11 protein-coding genes are annotated in these 11,754 nt (G+C 72.5%); 5 read left to right on the top strand and 6 right to left on the bottom strand.

The annotated features are described in order from the left end of the window. Positions 1-82 precede the first annotated feature (82 nt). From ACZ6ZN_RS13070 to ACZ6ZN_RS13055, 4 genes are all read right to left on the bottom strand, one after another. A complete protein-coding gene (locus tag ACZ6ZN_RS13070; RefSeq protein WP_469645773.1) occupies positions 83-433 on the bottom strand; it encodes a hypothetical protein in 351 nt (116 codons plus the stop codon). A gap of 68 nt (positions 434-501) precedes the next feature. Then, positions 502-1,917 carry a sensor histidine kinase gene (locus ACZ6ZN_RS13065; RefSeq protein ID WP_469645771.1) on the bottom strand — a complete coding sequence of 472 codons (1,416 nt, stop codon included), beginning with the start codon at positions 1,915-1,917 and terminating at the stop codon, positions 502-504. Beyond that, complete coding sequence (locus tag ACZ6ZN_RS13060) at positions 1,918-2,640, bottom strand: response regulator transcription factor (protein WP_469645768.1); 723 nt, start codon at positions 2,638-2,640, stop codon at positions 1,918-1,920. A gap of 62 nt (positions 2,641-2,702) precedes the next feature. Beyond that, a complete protein-coding gene (locus ACZ6ZN_RS13055) occupies positions 2,703-3,785 on the bottom strand; it encodes an LLM class flavin-dependent oxidoreductase (RefSeq protein WP_398112150.1) in 1,083 nt (360 codons plus the stop codon). Between the two features lie 153 nt (positions 3,786-3,938). On the opposite strand from ACZ6ZN_RS13055, the gene ACZ6ZN_RS13050 reads away from it, so the two are divergent. Then, on the top strand, positions 3,939-4,274 hold the full coding sequence (locus tag ACZ6ZN_RS13050) for a YnfA family protein (protein WP_469645766.1): 336 nt from the start codon (positions 3,939-3,941) through the stop codon (positions 4,272-4,274). Positions 4,275-4,432: 158 nt separating this feature from the next. Further along, positions 4,433-5,209, top strand: coding sequence for an SDR family NAD(P)-dependent oxidoreductase (locus tag ACZ6ZN_RS13045; RefSeq protein WP_469645765.1), 777 nt, complete (start codon positions 4,433-4,435; stop codon positions 5,207-5,209). 11 nt (positions 5,210-5,220) lie between these two features. Here ACZ6ZN_RS13045 and ACZ6ZN_RS13040 read toward each other — a convergent pair whose 3' ends face one another. After that, on the bottom strand, positions 5,221-6,414 hold the full coding sequence (locus ACZ6ZN_RS13040) for an RtcB family protein (RefSeq protein ID WP_469645762.1): 1,194 nt from the start codon (positions 6,412-6,414) through the stop codon (positions 5,221-5,223). A 171-nt stretch (positions 6,415-6,585) separates the two neighbouring features. On the opposite strand from ACZ6ZN_RS13040, the gene ACZ6ZN_RS13035 reads away from it, so the two are divergent. The 3 genes from ACZ6ZN_RS13035 to ACZ6ZN_RS13025 all read left to right on the top strand — a co-directional run bounded on the left by ACZ6ZN_RS13035 (position 6,586) and on the right by ACZ6ZN_RS13025 (position 9,867). Further along, positions 6,586-7,404: a DUF3558 domain-containing protein gene (locus ACZ6ZN_RS13035; RefSeq protein ID WP_398112155.1), complete on the top strand. Its 819-nt coding sequence runs from the start codon at positions 6,586-6,588 to the stop codon at positions 7,402-7,404. 119 nt (positions 7,405-7,523) lie between these two features. Next, positions 7,524-8,399, top strand: coding sequence for a DUF3558 family protein (locus tag ACZ6ZN_RS13030; protein WP_469645760.1), 876 nt, complete (start codon positions 7,524-7,526; stop codon positions 8,397-8,399). Between the two features lie 115 nt (positions 8,400-8,514). Continuing rightward, entirely contained in the window at positions 8,515-9,867 is a 1,353-nt protein-coding gene (locus tag ACZ6ZN_RS13025; RefSeq protein ID WP_469645757.1) for a DUF2637 domain-containing protein, read from the top strand. A gap of 68 nt (positions 9,868-9,935) precedes the next feature. Here the strand turns inward: ACZ6ZN_RS13025 and lysS are convergent, their stop codons facing one another. Continuing rightward, a complete protein-coding gene (gene lysS, locus ACZ6ZN_RS13020) occupies positions 9,936-11,684 on the bottom strand; it encodes a lysine--tRNA ligase (protein WP_451877356.1) in 1,749 nt (582 codons plus the stop codon). Between the last annotated feature and the right edge of the window lie 70 nt (positions 11,685-11,754).

Here is an 11,754-nt window from a genome sequence, read left to right as displayed (position 1 = left end):
CCCGTGCACGTGATCGTCCGGTCGCCGGAGAGTGCAGGGTACAAGCCGCCCACGACAGTGCACCGGGACGGGCGGGCCGGGCTCAGTCCCCCTGGGACCACGCGGCCACCGGCAGGGACAGGTAGACGCCGACGTCGCGCAGGCCCGTCGCCGCCGTGATGGCGTCGTGCAGGCCGTCCACCCGGTCCTGGCGGTCGGCCGCCCTGCTCTCGAACCACTTCGACCACACCTCGACGACCACGTCCAGGCCGCTGCGGTCCAGCGGGCCGAGCCGCCGGAAGCGCAGCTCCACGTCACCGGGTTGCAGGTCCCCGTCGTAGGGCTCCTCGGGGCACTCCACCGCCAGGGACACCAGGTGCGGGAGCACGGCGGCGAGTTCGCGCAGCGTCTCCTCGGGGACGTGCGGGGCGCAGGTGATCTCTACGAGGGGCACCGGGGCAGCGTACCCACCGTCGCGACCGGTTCCGTCCGGGACGGGCCGGGCCGCGACACGGCGGGCCGTCAGGTGCCGCCGCCCACCGTGAAGCCGATCGCCGTCCCGCCGCCCTTGCGCCGGTACGCGAACGGCGCGCCGCCATGGGCGAGGGCCACCTCGCGCACGATGGACAGGCCGAGGCCCGAGCCCGGCAGGGAGCGGGCGTCGGCGGCACGGTAGAAGCGGTCGAAGACGCGGTCGAGGTCCTGGTCGGCGATGCCGGGCCCGCGGTCGAGGACCTCGACGCGGATCGTGCCGGGCCGCGCCGGCCCGGAGACCACGATCTCCACCGGGTGCCGGCCGCCCTGGTCGAACTTCAGGGCGTTCTCGACCAGGTTGGACAGCGCCCGGGTCAGCATCGCGGGGCGCCCGTCGGTCGTGGTGTCGCCGCTCGCGCGCAGCGCGATCTCCCGGCCGCTGCGGCGCCGGGCGAGCCCGGCCACCTCCTCGGCGACACCGGCGACGTCCACGCGCTGCGGCGGTTCCGTGTCGGACTGCCCGGCGGCCAGGTCGACCAGTTCGTTGACCAGGTCGGTCAGCTCGCGGGCCTCCTGGCCCAGATCGGCGACGAGTTCCTCACGGGCCTGCGGCGGCAGTTCGTCGATCCGGCGCAGCAGGGAGATGTTCGTGCGCAGCGAGGTGAGCGGCGTGCGCAGTTCGTGGCCCGCGTCCTGCACCAGCCGGCGCTGGTCCTCCTCGGACTGGGCCAGCCGGCCCAGCATGCGGTCGAAGGCCCGGCCCAGCCGGCCCACCTCGTCGTTGCCGGCCACGGGCACCTGGACGCCCAGGCGGCGGGTGCGGGCGACGTCCTCGGCGGCGTCGGTGAGCACGACGAGGCGGCGGGTGATGCGCCGGGCCAGCCACCAGCCGAACAGTCCGGCGCCGACCACGACGGCGGCCACCAGCAGCAGCGTCCGCTGCTGGAGCACCCGCAGCAGATCCTCGACGTCGCTGAACTCCTGCGCGATCTGCACCGCGCCCCGCCCGCCGCCCAGGGAGACCGTCGCGACGCGGTAGACGTCGTCGCCGACGTCGACGTCCCGGTGCTGGGCGACCTGTCCGGACGCCCTCGCCCCCGCGACGGCCACGTCGGTGCCGGTGACCGGCAGGCCCGGGTTGCCCCGGTCCACGACATGCCCGTCCGGCCCGAGCACCTGCACGTCCGTGCGGGCCGGGCGCACCAGGTCGTGCCCCGGCGCGGCGGAGGAGAAGTCGCCGGGCGCCATGCGGTTCTGGCGCACCTCGTCGCGCAGGTCCTGCACGACCTCGTCGAAGACCGTCTGCTGGTCCACCCGCACCAGCCGGGCGGCCGCGCTGTAGGACAGGATGCCGATCAGGATGGTCACGGCCGCCGTCACCACCGCGAACGACACGGCGAGGGTGGTGCGCAGCGAGACCAGCTTCGGCCGGCGTCCGGCGATCAGCCGGCCGAGGCGGCCCACTCAGTCCTCCCGCAGCACGTAACCCACGCCGCGCACCGTGTGGATCAGCTGCGGCGCGTCCGGCTGGTCGAGCTTGCGGCGCAGGTAGCCGACGTAGACGGCGAGGTTCTTGGAGCCCGGGCCGAAGTCGTAGCCCCAGATGCGGTCGTAGATCGTGGAGTGGTCGAGGACGATGTCCGCGTTGCGCACGAGCAGTTCCAGCAGCTCGAACTCGGTTCGGGTCAGCTCCAGCTCGCGGCTGCCGCGCCAGGCGCGGCGCGCCTGCGGGTCCATGCGGATGCCGGCCGCCTCGACGAACCGGTCGGGCTCGGGCCGGGGGGCCTCGGCGGGGACGGCCGGGCCCCCGGACTCCACCGCGCCGGTGCGGCGCAGCAGGGCGCGCAGCCGGGCGAAGACCTCCTCGACGTCGAAGGGCTTGACCACGTAGTCGTCCGCGCCCGCGTCGAGACCGGCGATGCGGTCCGCCGTCTCCACGAGGGCGGTCAGCATCAGCACCGGCGTCCGGTCGCCCTCGGCGCGCAGCACCCGGCACACCTGGAGCCCGTCGATGCCGGGCATCATCACGTCCAGGACGAGGACGTCGGGGCGGTTGCGGTGGGCCTGCGCCAGTGCCTCGACACCGTCGGCGACCGCCACGACCTGGTATCCCTCCAGGGTCAGGGCGCGCTCCAGGGCGTTGCGGATGGCGCGGTCGTCTTCGGCGAGCAGCACGGTGTGGGGCACGCGTCCAGTGTGCCAAGCCGCGCGGTCCCGGGGACGGCGCGGACTGCGCCGGGGCGTCCTTCTTACTGCCCTCTCACCGGTCCGGCCAGCCGCGAGGCGTGCGTCGGGGCGTCCGGCACGTCCGACGGGCGGTCGACGGCGAACTCCTTGCGCAGCACGGGCACGACCTCCTCGCCGAGCAGGTCGATCTGCTCCAGGACGGTCTTCAGCGGCAGTCCGGCGTGGTCGATCAGGAACAGCTGGCGCTGGTAGTCGCCGGCGTACTCGCGGAAGGCCAGGGTCTTCTCGATCACCTGCTGCGGGGAGCCCACCGTCAGCGGGGTCTGGTCCTGGAAGTCCTCCAGCGACGGCCCGTGCCCGTACACCGGCGCGACGTCGAAGTAGGGGCGGAACTCGCGCACCGCGTCCTGGGAGTTCCTCCGCATGAACACGTGCCCGCCGAGGCCGACGACCGCCTGCTCGGGGGTGCCGTGCCCGTGGTGCGCGTAGCGCTCCCGGTAGAGCTCGACCATGCGCCGGGTGTGGTCGGCCGGCCAGAAGATGTTGTTGTGGAAGAAGCCGTCGCCGTAGTACGCGGCCTGCTCGGCGATCTCGGGCGAGCGGATCGAGCCGTGCCAGACGAACGGCGGCACGCCGTCCAGCGGACGCGGGGTCGCGGTGAAGCCGTGCAGGGGGGTGCGGAACCTGCCCTCCCAGTCGACGTGCTCCTCGCGCCACAGCCGGCGCAGCAGGGCGTAGTTCTCCAGGGCGAGAGGGATGCCCTGGCGGATGTCCTGGCCGAACCAGGGGTAGACCGGGGCGGTGTTGCCGCGGCCCAGCATCAGGTCGACCCGGCCGTCGGCCAGGTGCTGGAGCATCGCGAAGTCCTCGGCGATCTTCACCGGGTCGTTGGTGGTGATCAGGGTGGTGGCCGTGGAGAGGATCAGCCGCTCGGTGCGGGCGGCGATGTAGCCGAGCATCGTGGTGGGCGAGGACGGCACGAACGGCGGGTTGTGGTGCTCGCCGGTCGCGAAGACGTCGAGCCCGGCCTCCTCGGCCTTCAGCGCGATGGCGACCATGGCCTTGATGCGCTCGCGCTCGGTCGGCGTCCGGCCGGTGGTCGGGTCGGGCGTGACGTCGCCGACGCTGAAGATCCCGAACTGCATGGTCGCTCACCCTCCAGGTTGTTTACGGTTCAACTATACCTGGGGAACAGCCACCGGCAGGAGCCTGTTCCCGACCCACCGGCGACCGCCCGGGCACCGCGGCCGGGCAGGGGCGCCCGGGCCCCGCCGCGCCCGCGTGCGAAGCTGGCCGCCATGTCCGTGCCGCGCTCCGTCGCCCTGTTCCTGCTGGCCGCCCTCCTGGAGATCGGCGGCGCCTGGCTCGTCTGGCAGGGCGTGCGCGCGCACAGGGGCTGGCTCTGGGCGGCCGGCGGCGTCCTCGCCCTCGGCGCCTACGGCTTCGTCGCGACGTTCCAGCCCGACGCCCACTTCGGCCGCGTCCTCGCCGCGTACGGCGGCATCTTCGTCGCCGGCTCGATCCTGTGGGGCGTCGTCGCCGACGGCTACCGCCCGGACCGCTGGGACCTCGCGGGCGCGCTGATCTGCCTGGCCGGCATGGCCGTCATCATGTACGCCCCCCGGGGCGACTGACCCCGGCCGCGCACGCGCCTGCGCGAGAGGAGGCCGGCCCGCCCCTGCCCCGGGCACCCGTGCAGCCCCCCGCAGGGCCCCGCCTATCCTGGCCCCCAGGTCCGTCCGCCGGCCCGCCCCCACGCGAGACACGCCCGCACCCCGCCCGAGGAGCACCCATGGCCACCGCCGCCCCGTCCGCCGCCTCCCGCATCGCCGTCGTCACGGGTGCGAGCAGCGGCATCGGCGCCGCCACGGCCCGGCAGCTCGCCGCCGCGGGCTACCGCGTCGTCCTGACCGCCCGCCGCAAGGACCGCATCGAGGCCCTGGCCGAGGAGATCACCCAGGCCGGCCACCAGGCCACGGCCTACCCGCTCGACGTCACCGACCGCGCCGCCGTCGACGAGTTCGCCACCGCCTTCACGACCATCGGCGTACTGGTCAACAACGCGGGCGGAGCGCTCGGCGCCGACCCGGTCGCCACCGGCGACCCGGCCGACTGGCGCCGGATGTACGAGACCAACGTCATCGGCACCCTCAACCTCACCCAGGCCCTGCTGCCCAAGCTGGTCGAGAGCGGCGACGGCACGGTCGTGGTCGTCTCCTCGACGGCCGGCCACGGCACCTACGAGGGCGGCGGTGGCTACGTCGCCGCCAAGCACGGTGCGCACGTCCTGGCCGAGACCCTGCGCCTGGAGATCGTCGGGCAGCCGGTCCGCGTCATCGAGGTCGCCCCCGGCATGGTCAGGACGGAGGAGTTCGCCCTGACCCGCTTCGGCGGCGACCGGGAGAGGGCGGAGAAGGTCTACCAGGGCGTCGCCGAACCCCTCACCGCCGACGACGTGGCCGAGACGATCACCTGGGCGGTCACCCGCCCCGCCCACGTCAACGTCGACCTCCTGGTCCTGCGCCCCCGCGCCCAGGCCTCCAACACCAAGGTGCACCGCCAGGCGTGACCCCGGGCGGCTCAGCCCTTCACGCAGACGACCTGCTTGAGCTTGGCCACCACCTCGACCAGGTCCCGCTGCTGGTCGATGACCTGCTCGATCGGCTTGTAGGCGCCGGGGATCTCGTCGACGACGCCGGAGTCCTTGCGGCACTCCACGCCCTGGGTCTGCTGCTCCAGGTCCTTCGTCGTGAACCGGCGCTTGGCCGCGGTGCGGCTCATCCGCCGGCCCGCGCCGTGCGAGGCCGAGTTGAAGGACTTCGCGTTGCCGAGGCCCTTCACGATGTACGACCCCGTGCCCATGGAGCCCGGGATGATCCCGTACTCGCCGGAGCCGGCCCGGATCGCGCCCTTGCGGGTCACGAGCAGGTCCATCCCGTCGTAGCGCTCCTCGGCCACGTAGTTGTGGTGCGCGCTGATTTCCGGCTCGAAGACGGGCTTCGCCTTCTTGAACTCCTTGCGGACCACGTCCTTCAGGAGCGCCATCATGATCGAGCGGTTGTGCTTCGCGTACTCCTGCGCCCAGAACAGGTCGTTGCGGTACGCCGCCATCTGCGGGGTGTCCGCCACGAACACGGCCAGGTCGCGGTCGACCAGCCCCTGGTTGTGCGGGAGGCCCCGGGCCACTCCGATGTGATGCTCGGCCAGTTCCTTGCCGATGTTCCGGGACCCGGAGTGCAGCATCAACCAGACGGAACCGGTCGTATCCGTGCACACTTCGACGAAGTGGTTTCCGCTGCCGAGCGTCCCCATCTGCTTCCCGGCCCGCTCCTGACGGAACTTGACCGCTTCCGCCACCCCGTCGAACCGCCCCCAGAAGTCGTCCCAGCCGGCGGTCGCCATGCCGTGGAAGCGGCCCGGGTCGACCGGGTCGTCGTGCATCCCCCGGCCCACCGGGATGGCCTGCTCGATCTTCGAGCGCAGCCGGGACAGGTCGCCCGGGAGGTCGTTCACCGTCAGGGACGTCCGCACCGCCGACATGCCGCAGCCGATGTCCACACCGACCGCCGCCGGGCACACCGCGCCCTGCATGGCGATGACCGAGCCGACCGTCGCCCCCTTGCCGTAGTGCACGTCCGGCATGACGGCCAGGCCCTTGATCCACGGCAGCGTCGCGACGTTGCGCAGCTGCTGGAGCGCCGACTCCTCGACCGACGCCGGGTCGGTCCACATCCGGATCGGCACCTTCGCGCCCGGCATCTCTACATACGACATAACGTCCTCAATCCCCCGTAGACCAACAGAAGTCCTCAAGCGCAAATACCGGAGCCAAGGTCGACGAAAGGGAAATCGGACCGGCGTTCACGGCAGTGCGTGCGATACACATTGTGTCCATCGCCCGCCCCACGGCGGCAAGGCAATATCCGTCTCGAGAGGAGCCACCACGTGCAACGGAAGGCCTGCGCGTCCGGTGTCGCCGCGCTCCTCGCGGCGCTGCTGGCGGGCTGCACCGGTGGCTCCGGCGACGGCGGCACCACCGACGACTCCAACCCGGGGGACACCGGCACCGCGTCGGCCGCGGCGGAGCCCGGCCGCTACCGCACCCTGCCCGAGCCCTGTGACGCGCCCGGCCGGGCCTCGCTGGACGAACTCCTGCCCGGCATCCGGCAGATCGGCGACGAGGAGCAGCGCGAGCGCGCGTACGAGGGCTCCGCGACGAGCACGTTCGACACGGACCGCCGGGTGGGCTGCCGCTGGAAGGTGGACGCCCCGGACGCCACGAACCACCTGCTGATCGACTTCGAGCGGGTCGTGTCCTACGACACCGGCGTCAGCGACGACAGCCAGGCGGAGCGGCTGTTCGGGGAGAAGGTGGCGTCGGCGCATCTGCCCGAGCCGGTCGCCACCGAGTCCGCGTCCGCGTCCGGCTCCCCGGCCGGGAGCGCGTCCGGCACCCCGAGCGGTTCGCCGTCGCCGTCCGGCTCCTCCTCGCCGTCGGCGGCCGGTTCGGCGCCGCCGGCCGAGCTGCGCCCGCGCGTGCTGGAGGATCTGGGCGACGAGGCGTTCCTCGACGACGAGCTGGGCGGCTCCGGTTCGACGGCCGAGCAGCGGACGGTGACTGTGGCGTTCCGCACGTCCAACGTCATCGTGACCATCGAGTACGCGGAGCAGCCCGCGACGGCCGGCGTCGTGCCGGACAGCGAGGAAATGCAGGACAGGGCGCAGAAACTGGCCCTGAAGCTGGCCGATTCCCTGGGTGACTGAGGCCGTTGCGCGGTGCCGTCCCGCGGGGTCCGCACGTGTCCGAAGGAAGAACACACGCTCGCCTCACCGCGTACCGTGACCACTCGGACCCGTTCCGACCGCAGGGAACCACGAGCGTCATGAGTGAAGGAACCATGCAGCGACGAGTACAGCGAGACCAGCGAGCGAAGCGTCTGAACCGCGTCCTTGCCGGCGCGGCCGCCGTCCCCGTGATGCTGGTCGCCGCCGGCTGCTCCTCGGACTCCGGCTCCGGCGACAGCGCGGACAAGGCCGCCGGGGCGGGGGCTTCGGCGTCGGCGTCGGCGAGCCCGTCGCCGACCGTGCAGGCGGCGGCGTACAGCAAGCTTCCGGAGGCGTGCAAGGTGCTCTCCAAGAAGACGCTGGAGGACCTCGCCCCGAAGGCGAAGTCGGGCAAGGAGGGCAACTCGGACGACATCTCGACGCGTGCCTCCTGCTCCTGGGACAGCCTGGACAACAACGGCGTGAAGGGCTCGCAGTTCCGCTGGCTGAACGTGTCGATGCTGCGCTTCGAGTCGGACGCCGCCCGCGGCTCGGCCGACAAGCTGGCGCAGGAGTACTACGCGAAGCAGGTGCAGGACGCGCAGGCGGTCGAGGGCGCGAAGGCCACCGCGTCCGAGCCGGTGACCGGGACGGGTGACCAGGCGACGGCGGTGCACTACGACCTGAAGAAGAAGGAAGGCACCTTCAAGCAGCAGACGGTCGTGGCGCGCGTGGAGAACGTCGTCGTCACCGTGGACTACAACGGGGCGGGCCTCGCCGGTGACAAGACGCCGAGCGGCAAGGACCTGCTGAAGGACGCGAAGAAGGCCGCCGAGGAGGCGGTGGCGGCGGTGTCCGAGGCCAACGGTGGTGGCGGCAAGGCGAGCGGCGCCCCTTCCAAGTCCCCCTCGAAGTCCTCTTCGAAGTCTCCGTCGAAGTCACCGTCGAAGTCCCCGTCGAAGGACGCGTCCAAGAAGCCCGTCGCGAAGAGCTGACCGCAGACCCCTCAGGAACCGGCCACCCGTTCCCCGCACATGTGTGCCACCCTGTTGCGCGCAACAACACGCAAGGGGAGGGGTACGGGTGGCCGCGCCACTGCAGCTGACTCGGATGCACCGCGTTCTCATCGGTGTGGTCGTGGCAGGCGCCGTGATCATCGCCGGCATCGGCTTCGCCGGTTCGTACGCGGCCGTCCGCGAGTTGGCCATCAAGAAGGGCTTCGGGGACTTCTCCTACGTCTTCCCCATCGGCATCGACGCGGGCATCTGCGTGCTGCTGGCCCTGGATCTGCTGCTCACCTGGATCAGGATCCCGTTCCCGCTGCTGCGGCAGACGGCGTGGCTGCTGACGGCGGCGACGATCGCGTTCAACGGCGCCGCCGCGTGGCCCGATCCGCTCGGCGTGGGCATGCACGCGGTCATCCCGGTGCTCTTCGTGGTCGCCGTCGAGGCGGCCCGCCACGCGATCGGCCGGATCGCCGACATCACGGCCGACAAGCACATGGAGGGCGTGCGCCTGACGCGCTGGCTGCTGTCGCCCGTCCCCACGTTCCTGCTGTGGCGCCGCATGAAGCTGTGGGAGCTGCGCTCCTACGACCAGGTCATCAAGCTGGAACAGGAACGGCTGGTCTACCAGGCGCGGTTGCGCTCGCGGTTCGGCCGCGCGTGGCGGCGCAAGGCCCCGGTGGAGTCGCTGATGCCGCTGCGGCTGGCGAAGTACGGGGTGCCCCTGGTGGAGACGGCTCCGGCGGGTCTCGCGGCGGCGGGGATCGAGCCCGCGCTGATACCCCCGCCACCGCAGCAGGCGCTGGACGCGCCCGACCCGGCGGCCGCCCGCCGCGCGGTCGGCCCGGCCCCCGCGTCGCAGGGCGCCGGTCCCCTCCCGCAGGCGCCGGCCGCCGTCGAGCAGGGCGCGGCGCGGGGCGGGCGGCGCCCCGGGCCGGTGGACGGCCCTCCGGATCCCGGCCCCGGCCCCGAGCCCGAGCCCGAGCCCGAGCCCGACCAGAGCCCCTGGTTCCAGGCCCCGCGCGAGGTCGAGTACCAGGGCGGCTACAACCCCGCCTACGACCCGGCCGAGCAGTACGCCCAGTGGTACGCGGAGCAGCGGGAGGCCGAGCAGTACCAGGAGCAGTACGAGCGGGAGCCGTTCGAGCAGGACGGGTACGAGCGGGAGCCGGGCCCGGAGGAGACGGGCGGTTTCCCCATCCCCGTCGGCCCGAACCGCACCCGCGAGCTGGGTGAGGGCGGCGGCACCGCGCCCCGGCCGGCCGGCGAGCCGGACGAGGAGGCGTACTACAAGGTGTTCCGCCAGTCCATCGACGGCAGCTTCCCCACCCCGGCGGTCCTCGGCGAGAACATCCAGACGACCTACGGCGTCACCCTGACCACCAGCACGCTCAAGGCCCTGTCGGACCGTTTCCAGCACCGCTACAACACGGAGCTGGAGGAGGACCACATCGCCTGACGGCCGTCGGGCGCGTACGGCGAGGGGCCCTCGGCGACTGCGCCGAGGGCCCCTGCCGTGCGTGCCGGCTACGCGCCGAGCAGGTGCCGCACCCGGTCCTGCCCCACCGCCAGCAGCAGCGTGGGCAGCCGCGGGCCGGTGTCGCGGCCGACCAGCAGGTGGTACAGCAGCGCGAAGAAGGACCGCTGGGCGGTCTTGATCTCCGGCGGCAGCTCCTTGGGCGTGGCGTCGGCGGAGAACCCGGCCTGGACCTTGGGCACGCCGTAGACGAGGTGCGTCAGCCCGTCGAGCGACCAGTGCTCGGCCAGTCCGTCGAGCAGCAGCCGCAGCGACTGCCGGGACGCCTCGTCGAGCGACGTCAGCAGCTCCGCGTCGGGCTCCTCGCGCACGATGGTCCGCTGGTCGGCCGGGACGTGCGTGTTGATCCAGGCCTCGGCCTTGTCGTAGCGCGGGCGGGCCTCGTCCAGCGAGGCCAGCGGCTGCTCGGGGTCGAGCTCGCTGAGGATGCGCAGCGCCTGGTCCTCGTGCCCGGCGGTGATGTCCGCGACGGACGCCAGCGTCCGGTAGGGCAGCGGCCGGGGCGTGCGCGGCAGCTCACCGGCGGCCGTGCGCACCGCACGGGAGTGCGCGGCGGCGTCGGCCGGCAGGGCGCTGCCGTCGGCGACCTTGGCGTCCAGCCGGTCCCACTCGTCGTAGAGCCGCTGGATCTCCTGGTCGAAGGCGACCTTGAAGGACTGGTTGGGCCGGCGGCGGGCGTACAGCCAGCGCAGCAGCTGCGGCTCCATGATCTGCAAGGCGTCCGCCGGGGTGGGCACCCCGCCCTTGGACGACGACATCTTCGCCATGCCGGAGATGCCGACGAAGGCGTACATCGGGCCGATCGGCTGCTTGCCGCCGAAGATCCCGACGATCTGCCCGCCGACCTGGAACGACGACCCGGGAGAGGAGTGGTCGACACCGGAGGGCTCGAAGACGACCCCCTCGTAGGCCCACCGCATCGGCCAGTCGACCTTCCAGACCAGCTTGCCGCGGTTGAACTCGCTGAGCCGGACCGTCTCCGAGAAGCCGCACGCGGTGCAGGCGTAGGTCAGCTCGGTGGAGTCGTCGTCGTAGGACGTGACGGTGGTGAGGTCCTTCTCGCAGTTGCCGCAGTACGGCTTGTACGGGAAGTAGCCGGCGGAGCCGGAGCTGCCGTCGTCCTCCGCGGCGGCGCCGGAGCCCTCGGCGGCCTCCAGCTCGGCCTCGTCGACCGGCTTCTGCCCCTGCTGCTTCTTGGCCGGGGCCTTCTTCGTCCGGTACTGGTCGAGGATGGCGTCGATGTCGCCGCGGTGCCTGATCGCGTGCAGGATCTGCTCGCGGTACACGCCGGAGGTGTACTGCTCGGTCTGGCTGATGCCGTCGAACTCCACGCCCAGCTCGCCCAGCGATTCGACCATCGCGGCCTTGAAGTGCTCGGCCCAGTTCGGGTACGGCGACCCCTTGGGCGCGGGCACGGACGTCAGCGGCTTGCCGATGTGCTCGGCCCACTCCTGCCGGTCGACACCGGGGATGCCCTCGGGCACCTTGCGGTAGCGGTCGTAGTCGTCCCAGGAGATCAGGTGGCGCACCTGGTGGCCGCGGCGGCGGATCTCGTCGGCGACGAGGTGCGGGGTCATGACCTCGCGCAGGTTCCCCAGGTGGATGGGGCCGGACGGCGACAGCCCGGACGCGACGACGACGGGTTTGCCCGGGGCCCGGCGCTCCGACTCCTCGATGACCTCATCCGCGAAACGGGAGACCCAGTCGGTGGTCTCGGTGCTCTGAGCCACGATCGGCACGTCCTTCTTTCTGCATCGGGCAGCCGGTACGGTCGCACGGCTGACCGCCCCATTCTCCCAGACCACCTCG

It is taken from the genome of Streptomyces sp. NPDC053665, from assembly GCF_055585285.1.
The sequence above is the reverse complement of the archived record's forward strand: the minus strand, read 5'-3'. Positions and strand labels throughout refer to the sequence as shown.